Origin of the sequence: Pseudomonas sp. MWU13-2862, from assembly GCF_023242495.1 — a bacterium.
GTDB classification, from domain to species: Bacteria; Pseudomonadota; Gammaproteobacteria; order Pseudomonadales; family Pseudomonadaceae; genus Aquipseudomonas; species Aquipseudomonas gingeri_D.
This window is the reverse complement of the sequence record NZ_JALMEZ010000004.1, coordinates 96,242-115,781: the sequence shown is the minus strand read 5'-3', so window position 1 is coordinate 115,781 and position 19,540 is coordinate 96,242. Positions and strand designations below refer to the sequence as shown.

Annotated in this window: 16 protein-coding genes and 1 pseudogene; 6 read left to right on the top strand and 11 right to left on the bottom strand. The window is 62.5% G+C overall.

What is annotated here, in order from left to right; genetic code table 11:
* Nucleotides 1-101: 101 nt before the first annotated feature.
* Complete coding sequence (gene ggt, locus M5C56_RS08815; protein ID WP_103496147.1) at nucleotides 102-1,934, bottom strand: gamma-glutamyltransferase; 1,833 nt, start codon at nucleotides 1,932-1,934, stop codon at nucleotides 102-104.
* Between the two features lie 74 nt (nucleotides 1,935-2,008).
* On the opposite strand from ggt, the pseudogene M5C56_RS08810 reads away from it, so the two are divergent.
* Nucleotides 2,009-2,698, top strand: a pseudogene (locus M5C56_RS08810) (PDDEXK nuclease domain-containing protein); the annotation flags it as partial.
* Between the two features lie 8 nt (nucleotides 2,699-2,706).
* On the opposite strand, the gene M5C56_RS08805 reads toward M5C56_RS08810, so the two are convergent.
* From M5C56_RS08805 to M5C56_RS08770, 8 genes are all read right to left on the bottom strand, one after another.
* Nucleotides 2,707-4,863 (bottom strand): hypothetical protein, encoded by a 2,157-nt coding sequence (locus tag M5C56_RS08805; RefSeq protein ID WP_103496149.1) that lies wholly within the window; start codon nucleotides 4,861-4,863, stop codon nucleotides 2,707-2,709.
* An 11-nt stretch (nucleotides 4,864-4,874) separates the two neighbouring features.
* Nucleotides 4,875-5,612, bottom strand: a complete 738-nt coding sequence (locus M5C56_RS08800) for a hypothetical protein (protein ID WP_103496150.1) — start codon at nucleotides 5,610-5,612, stop codon at nucleotides 4,875-4,877.
* Nucleotides 5,609-6,025: a hypothetical protein gene (locus tag M5C56_RS08795; protein ID WP_103496151.1), complete on the bottom strand. Its 417-nt coding sequence runs from the start codon at nucleotides 6,023-6,025 to the stop codon at nucleotides 5,609-5,611. The genes M5C56_RS08800 and M5C56_RS08795 overlap by 4 nt, the downstream gene beginning before the upstream one ends.
* The gene (locus tag M5C56_RS08790) at nucleotides 6,009-6,473 is read right to left on the bottom strand and encodes a prepilin-type N-terminal cleavage/methylation domain-containing protein (RefSeq protein ID WP_103496152.1); all 465 of its coding nucleotides are present in this window, start codon (nucleotides 6,471-6,473) and stop codon (nucleotides 6,009-6,011) included. The genes M5C56_RS08795 and M5C56_RS08790 overlap by 17 nt, the downstream gene beginning before the upstream one ends.
* Entirely contained in the window at nucleotides 6,473-6,925 is a 453-nt protein-coding gene (locus tag M5C56_RS08785; protein WP_103496153.1) for a type IV pilin protein, read from the bottom strand. Before M5C56_RS08785 ends, M5C56_RS08790 begins: the two co-directional genes overlap by 1 nt.
* A 257-nt stretch (nucleotides 6,926-7,182) precedes the next feature.
* Entirely contained in the window at nucleotides 7,183-8,823 is a 1,641-nt protein-coding gene (locus M5C56_RS08780; protein ID WP_103496170.1) for an Nramp family divalent metal transporter, read from the bottom strand.
* Nucleotides 8,824-9,337: 514 nt separating this feature from the next.
* Complete coding sequence (locus tag M5C56_RS08775; RefSeq protein WP_103496154.1) at nucleotides 9,338-11,110, bottom strand: acyl-CoA dehydrogenase C-terminal domain-containing protein; 1,773 nt, start codon at nucleotides 11,108-11,110, stop codon at nucleotides 9,338-9,340.
* Nucleotides 11,111-11,217: 107 nt separating this feature from the next.
* Nucleotides 11,218-12,840 carry an acyl-CoA synthetase gene (locus M5C56_RS08770; protein ID WP_103496155.1) on the bottom strand — a complete coding sequence of 541 codons (1,623 nt, stop codon included), beginning with the start codon at nucleotides 12,838-12,840 and terminating at the stop codon, nucleotides 11,218-11,220.
* 230 nt (nucleotides 12,841-13,070) lie between these two features.
* On the opposite strand from M5C56_RS08770, the gene M5C56_RS08765 reads away from it, so the two are divergent.
* A complete protein-coding gene (locus M5C56_RS08765; RefSeq protein ID WP_103496156.1) occupies nucleotides 13,071-14,879 on the top strand; it encodes a PAS domain S-box protein in 1,809 nt (602 codons plus the stop codon).
* Between the two features lie 37 nt (nucleotides 14,880-14,916).
* Entirely contained in the window at nucleotides 14,917-15,552 is a 636-nt protein-coding gene (locus M5C56_RS08760; RefSeq protein WP_103496157.1) for a response regulator transcription factor, read from the top strand.
* A gap of 124 nt (nucleotides 15,553-15,676) precedes the next feature.
* Here the strand turns inward: M5C56_RS08760 and M5C56_RS08755 are convergent, their stop codons facing one another.
* Nucleotides 15,677-15,916, bottom strand: coding sequence for a hypothetical protein (locus tag M5C56_RS08755; RefSeq protein WP_103496158.1), 240 nt, complete (start codon nucleotides 15,914-15,916; stop codon nucleotides 15,677-15,679).
* 296 nt (nucleotides 15,917-16,212) lie between these two features.
* On the opposite strand from M5C56_RS08755, the gene M5C56_RS08750 reads away from it, so the two are divergent.
* From M5C56_RS08750 to M5C56_RS08740, 3 genes are all read left to right on the top strand, one after another.
* Nucleotides 16,213-16,959, top strand: a complete 747-nt coding sequence (locus tag M5C56_RS08750; protein ID WP_103496159.1) for an SDR family oxidoreductase — start codon at nucleotides 16,213-16,215, stop codon at nucleotides 16,957-16,959.
* Nucleotides 16,960-16,972: 13 nt separating this feature from the next.
* A complete protein-coding gene (locus tag M5C56_RS08745) occupies nucleotides 16,973-17,827 on the top strand; it encodes a DJ-1/PfpI family protein (RefSeq protein WP_103496160.1) in 855 nt (284 codons plus the stop codon).
* A gap of 81 nt (nucleotides 17,828-17,908) precedes the next feature.
* Nucleotides 17,909-18,391, top strand: a complete 483-nt coding sequence (locus M5C56_RS08740) for a nuclear transport factor 2 family protein (protein ID WP_103496161.1) — start codon at nucleotides 17,909-17,911, stop codon at nucleotides 18,389-18,391.
* 69 nt (nucleotides 18,392-18,460) lie between these two features.
* Here the strand turns inward: M5C56_RS08740 and M5C56_RS08735 are convergent, their stop codons facing one another.
* The gene (locus tag M5C56_RS08735) at nucleotides 18,461-19,471 is read right to left on the bottom strand and encodes a helix-turn-helix domain-containing protein (protein WP_247263100.1); all 1,011 of its coding nucleotides are present in this window, start codon (nucleotides 19,469-19,471) and stop codon (nucleotides 18,461-18,463) included.
* Between the last annotated feature and the right edge of the window lie 69 nt (nucleotides 19,472-19,540).

Here is a 19,540-nt window from a genome sequence, read left to right as displayed (position 1 = left end):
GAGGAAGCGGGCCGCAAGGCAATCTGTTGATTGAAAAAGTATACGGGGCGATTTCTCAACATATTGTGAAGAGCTATCGCCTTAGGGTATGTCTAAATGTTTCAGTCGCCCAAGGCTTCACCTTCGCGGCGAGGGTCGGCGCCACCGGCCCATGACGACAGACCCTTGGCATCACGCACGCGCATGATCGCCTGGGTGCCGCTGGTCATGTCCATCTCGCTGACGGCGTGGCCCTTGTCCTGCAGTGCCTTCACCAATTGCGGCGAGAACAGGCCCTGTTCCAGTTCGGTGGGGCCGTTGCGGCTGCCGAAGTTGGGCAGGTTGATGGCCGACTGTGGGTCGAGTTTCCAGTCCAGCAGGCCGACCAGGGTCTTGGAAACGTACTCGATGATCTGTGAGCCGCCGGGCGAGCCGACGGTGCCGAGAAACTCGCCGCTCTTGCGGTCGAACACCAGGGTCGGGGCCATCGACGAGCGTGGACGCTTGCCCGCTTCGACACGGTTGGCCACCGGCTTGCCGTCTTCGCTGGGCACGAAGGAAAAGTCGGTCAACTGGTTGTTGAGGATAAAACCCTCGACCATCAGGTGCGAGCCGAACGAGCTTTCCACCGTGGTGGTCATCGACACGGCGCCGCCCTGGTCGTCCACGGCGACGATCTGCGAGGTGGAAATGCGCATCGGCGAGCGGTCCGGCGCCAGGGCCACCTGGATACCGGCCGGTACCCCGGGCTCGGCCTTGCCCAGGCTGCGTTCGCCGATCAGGCGCGCGCGGCTGGCGAGGTAGCCGGGGTCGATCAAGCCGGCGACCGGGACCGGGATGAAATCGCTGTCGGCGACATACAGGCCACGGTCGGCATAAGCCAGGCGATCGGCTTCGGCGATCAGGTGCACGGCCTGCGGGCTCGGTTCGAGACCGGCGGGACTTGAGCTTTTCAGCGGGCCGAGTGCGGCCAGGGCCTGGCGTTTGTCCTGCGCTTCCAAGGCCTGCAAGGTGCCGAAGATCTGCGCGATGGCGATGCCGCCGGAGGACGGTGGCGGCATGCCGCAGAGCTGCCATTGTTTGTAGTCGGAGCACACCGGTGCGCGCTCCTTGGCTTGATAGCCTTGCAGGTCGGCCAGCGAGAGCGTTCCGGGGTTGGTGCTGCCATTGACCGCCGCGACGATCTCCTCGGCGATGACACCCTTGTAGAGTGCGTCGGTGCCTTCGTTGGCGATGCGTTTGAGCACGGCGGCCAGCTTCGGATTCTTCAGCGTCGTGCCGACGGCTTTCGGGCTGCCGTCGGCGTTGAGGAAGTAGGCGGCCATGGCGGGCGAGTGGGGCAGGAACGGACTGGCGACGATCTGCTTGTGCAGGCGTGGCGAAATCGGGAAGCCCTGTTCGGCCAGGCGGATGGCCGGCGCGAAGAGCTTCGCCCAGGGCAGGCGACCTTGAGTGCGATGGGCCAGTTCGAGGGCGCGCATCACCCCGGGTGTACCGACCGAACGTCCGCCGATCTGTGCCTGGGTGAAGGCCATTGGTGTGCCGTCAGGGTTGAGGAAGAGTTTCTCGGTGGCGCCTGCCGGTGCGGTTTCACGTCCGTCGTAGGCATGCACCTTTTTGCCGTCCCAGACCATGATGAAGGCACCGCCGCCGATGCCGGTGGCTTGCGGTTCCACCAGGGTCAGTACGGCTTGCATGGCTATCGCCGCATCCACGGCGGAGCCGCCCTGGCGCAGGATCTCGCGCCCGGCTTCGGCCGCCAGGGGGTTGGCTGCCGCGGCCATGTGCCGGGTCGCGTGTTGCGTGAGCATGCCGGTGCGATAGCCCGTGCCGATTTCCGGCGCGTCGGGCAGGGTGGCGTCGGCGGAGGCAAACGGTGCGTTGCAGACGGCGAGCGCGAGGCTGATGGTCAGGGCGCAAAGGGAGAAACGACGTAATGGAAAACGTGAGTGCACTGTGTAGGCTCCTGCCTTGGACTTGCTCGGCACTATAGTCCGGGCGTGGCGGCGGGAACAATCGTTGAGCTGGCGGGGCCAGGCAGCAAGCCGTGCAAGCGGTGAATACCCAGCTGATCGAGTTGTATTGGCAGGTGGGTGCTTATATCAGCCATAAGCTGGAACAGGCCGAGTGGGGCGATGCAGTGGTCAGCCAGTTGGCCGAGCATCTGGCTCGGACGCAACCTGGGCTACGCGGATTTACTCGATCGAATTTGTTCCGCATGCGCCAGTTCTATGAGATTTATCGTGTAGAAGAAAAAGTCGCGCCGCTGGCGCGACAATTATCCTGGTCACATAATCTGATCATCTTCAGCCAGAGCAAATACCCGGAAGAACGAGAGTTTTATCTGCGTATGGCGGTTCAGGAGAAGTGGTCGAAACGTGAGTTGGAGCGCCAGTTCAAGGCGGCGTTGTTCGAGCGTAACGTGACCCAACCGGCAAAAGCTTCGGCAGTGCTGAGACAATCTCACCCCGATGCGCTGGAGGTATTTCGTGATGCCTATATGGTTGAGTTTCTCGGCCTCCCCGGCAGCCATGCCGAGGTCGATCTGCATCAGGGATTGCTGACGCGCCTGAAAGATTTCCTCATCGAGTTGGGCCGCGACTTCTGCTTTATCGGCTCCGAATACCCGCAGCCTGTCGCCAGCCTTGATTGCCTGCCGGACAAACAGTTGCTACAGGCCAAGCTGCATGAGTTCTATGCACTCAATACGTCGTCATAAAGGCGTACTCAAAACGCCCGGATCCAGCGCACTTTCGTCGAGGCCTGGACCGCCCCGCCTCCGCTTCCCGTGGTGGGTTGGGTGGTGACGGTCTGGTCGGCGGTGACGCTCGACACGTCGATGGCGATGCCGCCCTGGGAAATAGTGGTTGGGCTGGTGCCATTGTTACCGGTGGACAGCGCGCCTTTGATATTGGTGGTGGCGCCCGAGGTGCTGACCAGGCCGCCGAGGATGACGTTGCCGTACAGGGTCCAGCCGCTGGTGCTCAGTCCGCTGTTGGCTTCAATGGCAATGTTGCCGATGGGCAGGCCGCTGTGGCTGACGTTGGAGGCGTCGGTCCAGGTGGCCAGGGTCCCCGCTGTCTTGTTGCACAGGTTGGTCGGGTAGAACGACCCGCCGCACAGGTTCGTATAGCCGGAGAAGTTCGGCGAGTACAAGGGCACCATGCCGCTGCTGGTCAGGGTGACACTGGCGTTGGTGAGCACGGTATTGGTGAGTCGGGTCAGGCTCTGCACGCCATCGAGGGTGATATTGCCATTGAACCAGAGCACGCCCGGCGGCATGGCCTTGATACCGGTGAAGGTCCATCCGCTGCTGGGCGTCGCGCTGCTGCCGCAACTGGTGTTGCCATAGTTGCAGATCAGGAAGTTGGCCCCCAGCAGGGTGCGCATATCGGTGGTCGCCAGGTTGTAGGGGCCCGCCGGCACCGCCGTACCGGCGGCGGTCTTGACGTTCTGGATGGTCAGCATCGGCGTGTTGCCGACAAAGTCGAACACATAGTTGGCCTGGCTTTTCAGGGGCGTGACATCCACCGCGACGGTGGTGATGTTGCAGTACGGCACGCCGGGCAGGCCGGGTGAGGCGGTGGCGACGTTCTGCGTCAGGTTCGCCAGGGCGGCGCCGGTGTAGGCCGTGCCGTTCTGGTTGAGCAGCTTGCCGGCGATCTGGCTGGCGGCGGTGAACGACGGCGTGTTGTATTGCGTCACGCTCAAATTGCCGCCGCCCTGGAACTGGCCCACCGTCGCGGTAAGGATAGACACGTCACTGTTGGCCTTGAGCGCGGTGTAGGTGGCGCTGTAGCCGGTCAACGCCATGGTGTTGCCCCAGAAGGTGCCGACGGTGCCGGTGAGGAAGTTGATATCGCCGCCGTACACCGAGTTGTAGGTCAGCGAAATATTCGCGGGCAGGCTGCTGGTCCCGGAGATCAGCACGGCGCCGGCCGTGGTGCTGATGACCCCGCTGGCTTGGGTGACCTTGCTCAGGTCCAGGGTATAGACGGTACCGTCGGTGAGGGTGATCAGAGCCGTGCCGCTGCCGGCCGCGGTGATCGAGTTGTCGGTGTTTTTCGTGCCGCCGACCAGGGCGGTGCCGATCGTCGAGCCGCCCGATACCACGTTGGCCTTGAACGCTCCTGCCTGGATCGCCACGTAACTGCCACCGGACTGGGAAATCGCAATGGACTTGGCGCCCACCGTCAGGTTGACCGGCTGGCTGCTGGAACTCATGGCAAAGGTCCCTTCGGTATAGAGGGTCGCGTTGTTCGCGATGCCGCCACCGCTGAGGTTGATGCCGCCCTTGGCGCAGCCGGAGACATAGGCGGTCGAGCCGTTGGAAATGGTCAGCACACCGGTTACGGCGATGTTCGCCAGGGTGCTGCCGTTGGTGATCGACAGGCTGCCACCGCTGTAGTTGAAGTTGCCGTTGAACTGCAACGCCGGCGGCAGATTACCGCTGGGAGGCGAGCTCGCGGCACTGGCCGGCGTCAGCAGGTAGACCACTTGCACGGTGTTGGTCGCCAGGGTGTTGGTGGCGGTGATGGTGGCGGTGACCAGCGTGCTGCCACCGCTGGCGACCTTGGAAAGGATCTGCGCACTGAGCCCGCTGGCGCTGATCGGCAGGTTGCCGACGGTCACATTGGCCAGGGTGCTGTCCTGCTGCAATTGCGCCTGCAAGTACAGGCGCACCCATTCCACGCCACTCCAGACCCGCGATTCCGCCGGCGAAGTGGCGTGTGCCGCCAGTTGTTGCTGCTGGGCGCCGCGTATGCCGTACATCATCCCCAGGGCGGTCACGGTCAGGGCCATGCCGACGAACAGGATCATCAGCGTTGCGGCCATGCCGCGTTGAGCGGCGCGCGGCGATTGGGAAAACGATCGGGCTGGCATCGGGGGCTCGGTCAGGAAGAGGGTTTTTCGAAATTGATCAGGCACGCCGTCGCCTTGCTTTGGACGTAGGCGGGCTGCGGGTTGGTGCTATTGGGATCCAGTGTGCTGTTGTTGGCGCTCAGGGTGATTTGCAGGCGATAGGCGGTATTGGTGGTGTCGGTGTTACGGCCGTAAGGCCAGCAGGTGGCGAAGCCGACCGAGAACGGCGTGGTGCCCTGGCCGGCGGCGATCAGTGTGGTGCTGGTCCAGGTCGCGCTGCCCCATTGCGCCGAGGCCTGGGTACAAGTGGCCCCGCTATTGATGCTGATCAGGGCGCCGTTGCTGACCAGCAGCCCGGCACAACTGGCTACGGCCGCTGAGCTGGTCTGATAGGACCAGACAATCGCGTTGCCGGTGGTGCCGTTCGGCGCGGCGCTGGTCAGGGTCGGGAAGTTGGCCTGGGCGGTGGCGGTGCCGGTCAGGGTGCCATTGGTCAGGGTGGCGCCGGACAGCAGCACGAAATTGTTGTCGATATCGGAGGTGGCGCGCGCGGTGGGGCTGCCACTCCAGAACCCGCCATTCATCAGTTCACGTTGGGCCGTCAGCAGTCCCGAGGCGACCTGGCCATCCTGGCTGGCGCTCTGGAGCGATGTCACCGTGCTATAGACCAGGTTTTTATACAGCGAGAGCATGGCCAGGATACTGAGCAGGGAAATGACCGTGCCGACCATCAGGCTGATCATCGTGAAGCCACGTTGCGCGCGGCTCATGGCTCGTCTCCGACGCGGATGATGCCGCCAAAAATACCGCTGTCCTGGGTGCGGGTGGTCAGCACCACCGAACTCTGCGGTGCGCCGCCGGTGAGGACGCTGGTGCCGACGGTGACGGCAGGGGGGCTGGTGCAGGTCGCGACGATCGGCTGGGGCGTGGTCTGGGTGGGGAGGGACACGACGAGCAGGGCGGCGTTGGTCGTGCACAACAGCGCGCCATTCTGCTCCAGCAGGCTGCGCATCTGGCTGACCACGATATTTTCCAGTTTCATGTCGCGCTGGCTCACCGCCGCCCTCGACGCGATATAGGTGATCCCCAGGCCGATGATTGCCATCAGCAGGATGCCGACCAGTGCCTCGATCAGGATATCGCCGCGTTGTGGCTTCGCAGCCGATCTATATGAGCGGGACATTGACTGCAATCTCGCTGCCTGCCGTGACTTGAATGGTACCGGTGGTGCATGAGCCGCTGCTGACCGCGAAACCGCGGTTGCTGAAGGCGACGCAGGCCAGGTTGACGTTTGCGACCTGGAGAACGGCGGCAGTCGGAAGCGGGGTACTCCAGAGGATCTGTGTGGTCACGGTACAATCGATGGTCTGCCCGGGAGTGAGGCTCAATAACTTGAGGCTCTGGCCGGAGACGCACAGCACGGCGGCGGGTGCGGTGTCCTGTACCTTGCCCGGGTTGCGCAGGGCGATCGACTTGGCGCGGCTGATCCCTTGTCTCAAGAGACCGGCGGCATCGCGCTGATAGGCGCTGTTGGTCCACGACTGGGTCAAGGGCACCCCTACTACCAGCAAAAGCGTGAACACGGTAATCGTGATCATCAACTCGATCAGAGTGAAGCCACGGCTATGCATTACAGCCAACTGTTATACGGACTGCAGGAGGAGAGGTTGCGATTGTTACCCTGGTCCAGTGTCAGGACGCAGCCACTGACAGTGGCGCCGGTACCCGTGGCGGTCACAGTGTAGGTTGTGGCGGTGGAACTGAGGGAATAGCTGAAATTGCTGGACTGGCTGGGTTGCCAGCCTGACGTCGGGCTGGTGCAGGGCGACGGGCTGCCAAGCAGCACGCATTGGATCTGGGTGACACCGCTGGCGGTCGAGACCGGGTACACCAACTGTTTCTGGTAATAGTTTTCCAGGTTGAGGCTCAATGCGACCAGATCCGCCTCGGCTGACTTGAGGTTGCTCTTGGTGATGTAGCTGTTATAGGCCGGAAGGGCGATGGCGGCGAGGATCGCGACAATGGCGACCGTGATCATCATTTCGATCAGGGTAAAACCTGATTGTGTTCTGGCGTTGTTCATAGGCACTTCATCGGCAATTTTATTGGCGTTTACCCGGTGACCGACTGGTCGCGCGTCATTATGACATCATTGAATGACGGTTCGGGAATCGAGCCGACAGGAACGACCCGGCCTGAAGAATCTTTCATTATCGGTCTTATTCCAGGACCTTCTGCTGATCTCCATCACTCCGCAGGCCGATCGATCAACCGAGCGGAGCCTTGCTCAGGGCAGGGCTCCGTTCGGTCCGATTCATCGGTACGTTCAACGCAAAGCCTTTACGCCATCGCCAATTGCACCACCTTGAAAATCACCATGCCCATGGCGACGACCAGATAGCCGCGCAGTACGCCCATCCAGATCCGATTGCGTTGTGACAGGATCATGGGCTTGAGTTTGTTCAGGGGTGGCATGCGCCAGGAGTGCATCATTTCCTGGGTGACGGGGGGTGTTTTGTGGGGCAGGCCCACCTTGTCCACGGCTTCGCGGGCATGCAGCACGTTGACAGCGATGGCGATGACCAGGCCCACGACACCGCCACCAATCAGGATATCGGTGATGGTTTCACCGGACATGTCCGGGAAGGCCACGGCCGAGGTCAGGACCACGGACAACAGCACGAGTATCGCGACGATGACCGCGGTCACCAGATTGGTGAAGCGCTTGTTTACCCAGGGGCCGAGTACTTCCTTGTCATTACACAGCAGCAACAGGAACACCGTGGCGCTGGGCAGCAGGACGCCGGCCAGGGTCTGTACCGCGTTGGTCAGCAGGCCCAGCGGGACGCCGGGGATCAGCACCAGGGCGGCGGCGACGGCGATCAGGCCGCAGTACATCAGGTAGAAGCCCTTGGCATCGCCGGGTTTGCGGTGCAGCGAGTGCTTCAGGCTCAGGACATCACCCAGGGCGTAAGCGGTCGACAGCGACACGGCCATGGCCCCGATGATACTGGCGTCGATCAGGGCGACCGCGAACAGCACGCCCGGCAGGCGCCCGTGGTACTTGGCGATACCGGCGGCGATGGCACCGGCGTCGGTGAAGTTGCCGAACTCCGGGTTACCGACGAAGACCTGCGCGGTGAAGGCAATCATCGCCACCGCGCCGATCACCACCAGGGCGATGCCCAGCCACAGGTCGGCGCGTTCGTACTTGATGAAGCGTGGGGTGATGCGCTTGTCGATCACATAGCTTTGCTGGAAGAACAACTGCCAGGGCGCCACGGTGGTGCCGACGATCCCGATGATCAGCAGCAACACTTCCGACAGCTTGCCGTCAGCCGGCAGTTGCGGGGTGAAGAAGTCATGGGCCACCTGGGTCATGGGCGGGTGGATCATCAGGAAGATCGGCACCAGCAGCAGGCTGCCGAAGACCAGGACCAGGGCGAACCGTTCGAAGCGCCGGAAGTTGCCCGTGCACGCCGCCAGCATGATGAACACCGCTGCCAGGCACACGCCGGCCACCTTGGGCACCCCGAGGAAATCCATCCCCAGGCTGATGCCGATGAACTCGGTGACGATGGTCAGGGCGTTGAGGATAAACAGGTCGATGGCACTGAACGCGCCCCAGAACTTGCCGAAGCGGTCGAGGATCAGGCGGGCATGGCCGACACCGGTCACCACACCGAGGCGCAGGACCATCTCCTGGTTGACGTAGAGCACCGGGATCAGCAGGGCCAGGGTCCACAGCAACAGCGTGCCGTAGTTCTGGCCGGCCTGGCCGTAGGTGCTGAAGGCGCCGGCGTCGTTGTCGCCGACCATGACGATCAGGCCTGGGCCGAGGATGGCCATCAGGGTTTTGAGGCGATGCATCCAGCCGTTGCGTGGGGCGACATCGTCATGGCGGATGGTGCCGAAGGCTCCGCGGATATCGCCGATATGGGCGCTGTCGAGGACAGCGGATTGGGCATTCAAGTTGGACATGGTGAGTTCCTCCAAAGCGTGGCATTGGCAGCCGCTTTCGATTCCCATCGGACAGGCGAGCACGGGTCTTCCTTCTCCTGGCCACAATCCGTGGGCTTTGTTGGAGACGAAATGACAGGCATTCCTGGCGTTACGGGAAACGCAATAAATTGGGTTGTTCAACCGCTGACCGAGGTCGGTCCGGGTTGCTTGGAGGTCACACGGAAGGGAATTGCGTAAAGCGCGGGGCGTTCGAGCGGGGGAGATCAACCAGGGTCAGTCCTACCTGCCAGGCGGCACCATTCCAGTCAGTGTGACCGGCCTACTAGAGCTGGGGTCCATAGGAGTTCTCCGTGGTTATTTCGGCGAATGTAACCAAATGTGAGAGAAAATGGCGAGTAAAAATTTATGAATTTTTTATCGGCGTTTCGACCTGGTCAACGCCGAAGACATGGCGGGTGCGGATCAGCAGTTCGCCCGTTGGAACAAAGCCGGCGGCAAGGTGATGACGGATCTCACTCGCCGCCGCGCCGCCTCAGAACTGCTCGGCCTCCAGTCCGAACAATGAAGCGCTGCCCGCGCGGATGCTCTGTTCCAGACTCAGGATGCGCGGCAGCAACCGGCTGAAATAGAACCGCGCGGTTGCCCGTTTCGCTCCGTAAAATCCAGGTTCCTCGCTGTGCTTGTCCTGCGCGACCCGGTCCATGCGCGCCCAGAGATAGGCGTAGGCGACATAACCCAACAGGTGCAGGTATTCGACGCAGGCACTGCCGATGGTGTTGGGGTCGTCCACGGCCTGCTCCTGCAACCAGTCGCTGAGGCTTTCCAGGCGTTGCACCGCGTCCAGCAGATCGTCGGCGTAGGCTACGCCGGGCTGCGCGGCGTAGTGGCGGATCTCGGCGATGAACAGGCGCAAGGCGACACCTGCGTTTCCCAGCACCTTGCGGCCCAGCAGGTCGAGGGCCTGGATACCGTTGGTGCCTTCGTAGATCTGCGCGATGCGCACGTCCCGCACCAACTGTTCCTGGCCCCATTCGCGGATATAGCCGTGACCGCCGAAAATTTGTTGGCCGTGGATGCAACTGTCCAGGCCGGTGTCGGTGAAGAACGCCTTGGCCACCGGGGTCAGCAGGGCGACCAGGGCCTCGGCGTTGTGCCGCTCATCAGGCTGGTCGGAGAATTTGGCCAGGTCCAGTTGCTGGCCGACATAGCTGGCGAACGCGCGGCCGCCTTCGGTCATGGCCTTCATGCTGAGCAGCATGCGCCGCACGTCGGGGTGGACGATGATCGGGTCGGCGATCTGGTCCTTGGCCACTGCCCCGCCCGGGGCGCGGCTTTGAATGCGTTCGCGGGCATAGCTCCGGGCGTTCTGGTAGGACGCTTCGGCGCAACCGATACCCTGGATGCCGATGGACAAGCGCTCGTAGTTCATCATGGTGAACATGGCCGCCAGGCCCTTGTTGGCTTCTCCGATCAGCCAGCCGCTGGCACCGTCGAAGTTCATCACGCAGGTGGCGGAAGCCTTGATGCCCATCTTGTGCTCGATCGAGCCGCAGCTGACAGCGTTGGCGGCGCCCAGGCTGCCTTCGGCCTCGACGAGGATCTTCGGCACCAGGAACAACGAGATGCCTTTGGCGCCTGGCGGTGCATCCGGCAGCTTGGCCAGCACCAGGTGGATGATGTTCTCGGTCAGGTCCTGTTCGCCGCCGGTGATAAAGATCTTGCTGCCGCTGATGCGATAGCTGCCGTCGGCCTGGGGTTCGGCGCGGGTGCGGATCAGGCGCAGGTCGGTGCCGGCATGGGCTTCGGTCAGGCACATGGAGCCGGCCCAGCGGCCCTCGTACATCAGCGGCAGGAAGCGCTCTTTCAGCGCCTCGCTGGCATGGGCGTCGATGGCCAGGCAGGCGCCGGAAGTCAGCGCCGAATACAGGGCGAAACTGGAGTTGGCGCCGTAGAGCATTTCTTCGAATTGCACGGCGAGCATCTTCGGCATGCCCATGCCGCCGAACTGCGGGTTGCCGCTGAGGCCGACCCAACCGCCTTCGAGATAGGTGGCATAGGCGTCCTTGAAGCCTTTCGGGGTGCTGACCTGGCCGCCGTGCCATTGGGCGCCTTCTTCGTCGCCGCTACGGTTGAGGGGGGCGATCAGATTGCCGGTGACCTTGGCCGCCTCTTCAAGAATCGCGTCGGCGGTCTCCGCATCGACAGTCTCGGCCAGGGCCGGCAGGCGGGCCCAGAGTTGGCTGGCGTTGAAAACTTCATGTAATACGAAGCGCATGTCGCGCAGGGGGGCGTTGAACTCGGGCATGGCGTTAAACATCCTGCAAACAGGGGATGGAGACACGGCCGCGGCCGCGCCATGGGCGATGCGTATTACCCCGGACGTCGACAACGGCCGGGGAGGATAGGGCAAGGCTAGAGGTTTTTCGCCATATCGCGCAGGACGAACTTCTGGATCTTGCCGGTCGAAGTCTTGGGCAACTGGGTGAAGATCACGGTCCGCGGAACTTTGAAACCGGCCAGATGCTCGCGACAGAAGCTGATGATCTCGGCTTCACGCACGTCCGGGTGATGGGCCTTGAGGGTGATGAAGGCGCATGGTGTCTCCCCCCATTTTTCATCCGGACGGGCCACCACCGCGGCTTCCAGCACCGCCGGGTGGCGATAGAGCACGCCTTCGAGTTCGATGGTGGAGATGTTCTCACCGCCGGAAATGATGATGTCCTTGAGCCGGTCGCGGATCTCCACGTAACCATCCGGATGGGTCACCGCCAGGTCGCCGGTGTGGAACCAGCCGCCTTCGAAGGCTTCGGCCGTGGCGCTGGGGTTCTTCAGGTAACCCTTCATCACCGTGTTGCCGCGCATGAAGATCTCGCCGATGGTCTGGCCATCGGCGGGGACCGGCTCCAGGGTTTTCGGATCGGCCACCATCAGCCCTTCCAGGGTCTGGTAGCGCACGCCCTGGCGTGCCTTGACCTGCGCGCGTTCTTCCAGCGGCAGTTCATCCCAGGCCTCATGCCAGGCGCAGATGGTCACCGGGCCATAGACCTCGGTCAGGCCGTAGACGTGGGTGACCTTGATACCCATGGCTTCCACGGCGCCAATCACCTTGGCCGGTGGTGCGGCGCCGGCGACCAGGGCGTTGACCGGGTGATCGATCGCGGCCTTGGCCGACTCGGGCATGTTCACCAGGGCGTTGAGCACGATCGGCGCGCCGCTCAGGTGGGTGATCTGGTGTTCACGGATCAGGTTGAGGATCTTCTGCGGGTCGACCCGGCGCAGGAACACATGCACCCCGGCCATCGCGGTGACCACCCAGGGATAGCACCAGCCGTTGCAGTGGAACATCGGCAAGGTCCAGAGGTACACCGGGTGGTTGCCCATGCTCCAGATCATCTGGTTGCCGAGGGAGCTGAGATAGGCGCCGCGATGGTGATAGACCACGCCCTTGGGATTGCCGGTGGTGCCGGAGGTGTAGTTCAAGGCGATGGCCTGCCATTCGTCCTGCGGCCACTGCCAGTCGTAGGCCGGATCGCCTTCGGCCAGCAGCGCTTCATAGTCCAGGTCGCTGACGGCCTGGCCTTCGCCGTATTCCGGGTCATCGACATCGATCACCAGCGGCGGGTGGTCGAGCATGCCGATGGCGGCCTGCACCACGTCATGGAACTCGCGATCGGCGATCAGTACCTTGGCTTCGCCATGGGCCAGCATGAAGGCAATGGCTTCGGCATCCAGGCGCACGTTGAGGGCGTTGAGTACCGCGCCGATCATCGGCACGCCGAAGTGGGCTTCGAGCATGGCCGGTATGTTCGGCAGCATCACCGCCACTGTGTCATTACGACCGATGCCGCGTCCGGCCAGTGCCGAGGCCAGGCGCCGGCAGCGTGCGTAGGTCTGGGCCCAGGTGCGGCGGATCGAGCCGTGGATCACGGCGGGGTAGTCGGGGTAGACCTTGGCAGTACGCTCGATAAAGCTGAGCGGAGACAGGGCAATATGATTGACGGCCGTTGGCGCGAGGCCTTGCTCGTAGATGGACATGGTTCGGGTACCCGGTGGCTGATTATTAGCTCTATGTCCGAGGCGTTCGGTCTTTACCGACCCCTCGATGACTTATCCGGGGTGTTTTATATAATGTTTGCGGATAGGTATGGAAGTACTACCTGAGTTGTATAGTATATCTACTATAAAAATTTCAAGGCTCAAATCATGACCTCTGCACTGCCCGTGAAGTCGCTGCCGGCCCGGCCTTTCTCCAGGTGGTGGCCGCGATGATGTCCGCCTCCATTGGCCTGGTGCAGGGTTCGCCTTTACTGGAACATGATCCGCAGCCGAGCCTGCTGCTCGATGCCGGGGCACGACCGTTGGCGCTCAACGGGGCGCTGCTGGCGTTGCTCGAACAACAGCCATTGGCCGATGCCATGAGCCTGTTGCCGGTCAATCATCTGCCGCTGGTGCGGGCCTGCCTGGAACAGCAACGGGCCATCGAAGGGGTCGAGGCGCAATTCGAGCAGCGGATCCTGATCTGGACCTTTATTCCCGAGCCGCGGGAGAACCGTGTGCTGGCGCGTTGTCGCGAAGCCACCGCACAGGTCCTTGCCGAGCGCGAGTCGGCCACGGCCAGGCGTCTCTATCGCCTGATCACGGAAAACACCACCGACCTGATTTCCCGGCATACCCCCGATGGCTGTTTTCTCGATGCCTCCCCGGCGTCCTGGACCTTGCTCGGTTATTGGCCCGAAGCGTTGCGCGGCCGCCCGGCCCACAGCCTGTTCCATCCCCAGGGCCTGGCCGGCCTGATGCACCGCACCCGTGATGCCCTGGAGCAGGACGGTTATCACACCATGACCTATCGCATCCGTCATCGCGACGGTCATTACCGGTGGTTCGAGACCGCCTGCCGCGCGATCCGCGAAACCTATACCGGGTCGGTGGTGGAAGTGGTGAGTGTGTCCCGGGACATCACCGCCCGGGTCCAGGCCGAGGAAAACAAGCACCGGCTGGCGGAGGTGGTGGAAGCCAATCCTGACCCGGTGTTGTTCATCGAGCCCAGTGGCGATGTCACTTATCTCAACCCGGCGGCCCGGCGCACCCTCAAGCTCGGCGAGCAGTCGGCGATGCCGAGCCTGGGCGAATTTCTGGCCGCCGATGTCTTGGCGGCTCTGCAGCGCGAGGGGTGGAGTCGTGCCGAACGGGATGGTCGCTGGAGCATCGAGGCCCGCTTGCAAGCCCTCGATGGCGCTACCTCGGTGCCGGTATCCCTGATGCTGCTGGCGCATCGCTCGGCCAGCGGCGAACGTTTCTACTCCCTGGTCGCTCACGACCAGACCGAGCGCGAATTGCGCGAGGCCCAGCAGCGTCACCATCAGGACGAACTGGCCCACACCGCAAGGCTGGTGACCCTGGGCGAGCTGGCCTCGGGCATCGCCCACGAGATGAATCAGCCATTGGCGGCGGTGGTCAATTACGCCAGTGCCAGCCAGCGTTATTTGCAGGCCCTGGATAGCAATCCGCAGGCGGTCGAGCGGGTAGCCCAGGGCTTGGAGCGTATCGCCGTACACGCCAATCACGCCTCCGAGGTGATCAAGCGGCTGCGTGCGTTCCTGCGCAAAGGGCGGCGGCGCATGCAGGCCCTGGATATCAGCGAAGTGGGTCGTGACACGGTGCGCTTGTGTGCCTGGGAAGCCAGTGCCTGCCAGGTGACGATCGAGGAGCGCCTGCCGGATAATCTGCCGCCGGTTTATGCCGACCGGGTGCTGCTGGAGCAGGTATTGCTCAACCTGTTGCGCAACGCCATCGATGCCAACCGCGAGGTGCACCCGCGGCAGGCGTCGCGGATTATCCTGGCGGCCGAGCGCGGTGCTGATGGTGGCGTGGAGGTGAGTGTCAGCGACCAGGGCCCCGGTGTTTCCCCGGCGCAGTTGGAACAGATCTTCACCCCGTTCTACACCAGCAAGGCCAACGGCCTGGGCCTCGGGCTGTCGATGAGTCGCAGCATCCTCGAAGGCTTTGGTGGTGAGTTGCAGGCGCAGCCCATGGCCAGCGGCCTGCGGATGCGCTGCCGTTTGCCGGCGCAATAAGGTGCCGGCCGAAAAGAACAACAACAGGAGTAACGCAATGGTGAGTGTGGCGCAGCAGCTGGTCTATGTGGTTGACGATGACCAGGGCATGCTCGACTCGACGGTCTGGCTGCTGGAGTCGGTCGGCCTCAAGGCGCTGCCCTTCACCAGTGGACGGGACTTTCTCGAGGCCTGCGATGCCCGCCTCAATGCCTGCGTGCTGCTGGATGTGCGCATGCCGGGCATGGGCGGCTTGAATGTGCAGGAAGAGATGAGGGCGCGGGATATCCGCTTGCCGGTGATCTTTGTCAGTGGCCATGCCGATGTGCCGATCGTGGTGCGGGCGTTCAAGGCCGGTGCCCACGACTTTATCGAAAAGCCCTATAACGAACAGTTGCTGCTCGACAGCGTGCAGCAGGCCTTGAGCCGGGCCGACGACAGCCAGACGCTGAGCGAAGGACAGGCCCGGGTCCAGGCCCGGCTGGACAGCCTGACCCCGCGAGAGCGCGATGTGTTGTTACCGTTGGTGCAGGGTTACGCCAACCGGGAAATAGCCGAGCAGTTGGGGGTCAGTGTGAAGACCATCGACCTGTATCGCTCCAGGGTCATGAAGCGCATGGAGGCGCAGAGCCTCCCGGATCTGGTGGGGATGGTGATTGCGGTGGGATTGGTGGATCCGTTGAGGTTGCGTTGAGGCTTCAGCGGTGAGCTCCGTGGGTGCCTGAAATTATTTCTAACCACGATGGGCGATATGGATCTTGTTGCCATCCGGGTCACGAAGGTAGGCACCGTATGTGCTGTTAGCCGTGGACTGAAACTCATGACAGCTGCTTCAGCTTCGCCTCCACGGCATCGTCAAAAATGATGTAGAGCGCTTCGATATCGGCTGGCCGCAAGCGCTTGGCACTTTCCAAACCGCCGATAAACGTAATCTGAATGGCCCTTTCAGCCTCCAGGTCTGCGACGGTGCTGGCGGCATTGAGCGCCCTGACCAGGTCGCTGACAGGATCTCGGATGGGTTTTGGAAGTCGTAACAGGTCGAGCCTTTCTTGAGGCATGTCTTCCTTAACCGTTTGAGTTTAATGGTTAATATTGATTTTTATATGGAGTGAAAATTGAAGTGTCTTTCGAAATTACACTCCACTGTAACACCCATTTGAACTCGATCTGATAACCGATCCACACTCATTGCATACCCCCTATGTGGCGTTTTTTGAGGGTTATACGACCTTTACGCCATCAAGGTGCTGTTTCCATACTTTGCCCGGGAAATCGAGCGCAGACATGCGCATAACCGTGATGACGCCATGACCTTTCGGCTTGACCAATCACGAGGCAGAGAAGGGGACAGAAGATGAGGCTCAAGAACAAATCGGTTTTGATCACCGGCGGTACCAGTGGCATCGGTCTCGCCACCGCCAGGCTCTTCATTGCAGAAGGCGCGCGGGTCGCGGTGACCGGTCGCGATGTTGCCGTATTTGAGCGTGTGCAGGCCGAGCTGGGCGAGAACGCGCTGGTACTCCAGGGCGACGTACGTTCGCTCAAGGATATGCGGGCGATTGCCGCCGAGGTGAAAGAGCGGTTCGGCGGCCTGGATGTCGTGTTTGCCAACGCCGGTCGAGCATTCCCGTCGGCACTCAACGACATCGACGACGATCTCTATGAGGAAATCATGGACATCAACGTCAAGGGCGTGGTGGTCACGCTTCAGGCGGTGCTGCCTGACTTGCGGGAGGGCGCTTCGGTCATTCTCAACACCTCCTTCGTCGCGCAGACCGGCAAGCATGGCATCTCCCTGACCGCCGCGGCGAAGGCGGCCGTGCGATCACTGGCGCGCAGTTGGTCCTACGAGTTCCTCGACCGGAAAATCCGCTTCAACGCGATTGCGCCCGGTGCGATGGACACGCCCCTGATCAGCAAGTGGGGGATGTCCGATGAGTGGGTTCGCGAGCGTAAGGCCGAGTTCGCCCAGGCGGTTCCGGTGGGCCACATGGGCAAGGCCGAGGACATTGCGTACGCGGCGCTCTATCTCGCCAGCGACGAATCTTCCTATGTGGTCGGCACCGAACTGGTGGTCGATGGCGGTGCCTCGCAACTTTAAAGGAGAAGTTATCGTGACCGACCATAGCGAAAACAACGCCACCGGTGAGCGCCCGCTCAGCACGGGGAGTTCCCGCCGCGATGTGCTCAAGTTCGGCGGCATCGTCACCCTCGGCTCCCTCCTGGGCGGCGGAGCCCTGCTTGGCCGTGCCGCTCCCGCTCTTGCGCAGGCCGGCAGCGGGGGAGAGCTGGCCCCGAACGAACCGCTGAATATTCTGATCGTGAATTACGACGGCGGCACGCTGCTCGATTTCGCCGGCCCCAGCGAGATTTTTCACCGGCTACCCAATACCAAGGTTCGTTATGCGAGCCTCAATGGCGGCAATGTGACCCTCGAATTCGGGGTCGTGTATGGCAACACTGAACGACTGGCCGACATTGAGAGGACCGACCTGCTCCTGGTCCCAGGCGGCTCTGATTTGTCGGCACCGATGCGGCCGGAGTACCAGGCACAGATCCTGCGCCTGGCGGAAAGCGCCAAGCATATTACGTCGGTCTGCAACGGATCGCTCGTGCTCGCCGCCACGGGCATTCTCAAGGGCAAGCGCAGCGCCTGCCATTGGGCCTTCGTCAACAAGCTGACTGAATACGGAGCCATCGCTGTTCCTGATCGCTTCGTCGAGGACGACAACGGCCGATTCATGAGCGGCGGCGGCGTGACGGCGGGCATCGACTTCGCGCTTCGTGTTGCCGCGAAGTTGCGTGGTCAACAGGCCGCCGAATTCACGCAACTGGCGATCGAATATGACCCCGCTCCGCCGTTCCATTCCGGTCATCCCAGGGACGCTCGGCCAGAAGTCATCGCGATGGTCGACAAAGAACTGCCCGGTGCATCCAAGGGGCTCGCGCGAATACCCGGCGTTCGCTGAAACGCTGCCAGGCAATGTGGGCTGCACCTGCCCAATCGGGTGCAGCCCTCTTCCATTCAAGCCAATATCGGAAATCATCAGATGCGACAGATCCGTCCTTGTGCGGCTGCCCTTGCAGTCGGCTTCTCCTTTTTCGCCTTTATCCTGCCGGCCACCGCCGGTGAACCACAGCGTCCGCCGGAAGCGGCCATCAAGGCCGAGAACGCCCGATGGGCGCAGGCCTTCGCGCGGGGTGACTATGAGGCGATAGGTCGCCTCTATACGGAGGATGGCGCCCTCTTGCCGCCCGGGGGCGACCGAGTTATCGGCGCCCGCGCAATCACCGAATACTTCGCCAAGGGCTATGCCGGATCCCAGCCTGGCAGCGTATCTTTCAGCAATTACGAGTTCTACGGTGACGATCAGGCGGTTACCGAAGTTTCGGAGGCCGATGTCCGTGATCACAGTGGCGCGCTCAAGTTTCGCGGTAAACAGATCCTGGTCTTCCTGAAGCAGGGTGGCGTCTGGAAGCTGCACCGCGACATGTGGAGTGATTACGGCCCCCTGAAACCTGACGCGCGTTGAGCGCCCGGTTCTGACAACAGTGGCCCTGGTGGCCACTGACTAGGCTACGCGCGCGGATAGGGCGTCGATCTATCCGCGCTCACCGCTCAATCGGCTCTCGCGACGGACCGATTGCGGCGGATGTCCGTGCAGTTTGACGAAGGCCCTGCGCATCCGTTCCGGATCGCTGAAGCCCACCGCCAGGGCAATCTGTTCGATCGGTTCGCTGCCATCGCGCAGGCGCAGGCACGCCGCTTCAACGCGCAAGCGCTCGACCGCCTTGGCCGGCGTTTCACCGGTTTCCCGGCGAAAGGCCCGTCCGAATTGTCGCAGGCTCAATCTGGCCGCATCGGCGAGCCGCTCGACAGGTAGCGCTTCAGCCAGATGTTCCCTGGCGAAATTCAGCGCGATGCGGATGCGATCCGACTCCGGCTCCATTTGTGACATGGCGGAGAATTGCGACTGGCCTCCCGGTCGACGATAGGGCACGACCAGCAGCCTGGCGGTGGCACGCGCCACTTCCGCGCCCATATCCTGTTCGATCATGGCAAGCGCCAGGTCGATGCCGGCGGCGATGCCCGCGGATGTCCAGATATGTCCGTCCGCTATATAAATACTGTTCCCCCCGACCTTGATGCCAGGGAAGCGCGACTGCAATTGAGCGGCGTACAGCCAGTGCGTCGTGGCCCGGCGTCCGTCCAGCAGGCCGGTTTCCGCCAGCAGGAATGCCCCGGTACACACGCTTCCCACCCGCGAGGCCTTGGCCCCCAGTTTCTTGGCGGCGGCGATGTTTTCCGCTGTCCGCATCGGCTCGATATCGCCACCAATGAACAGGATGGTGTCAAACCTGCGCCTACCTGCCGACTGGGTCTCGATCGGAAGGCCAGTATTGCCAGGCACTGACCCTCCCGCCTGCGAGATGACCTGGAGATCATAGGGGGTATGGCCGGCGGCGGTGACCACCTGATTGAACGCCGAAAGGGGGCCGGCAAGATCAAGAGCATCATGGCCATGGCAAACGAAGAATCCGACTCGATGCATGATGAGGTCACTCAAAATCCGGGAGGGCGTATTTTGCGGGAAACCCTCGGATAGCGCCATGGCAGATCATTGCCTTCCACTGATGCAGAAGTCCTCGCGCTTGGCATGAGTGGGCACTGCCGCTGTTCG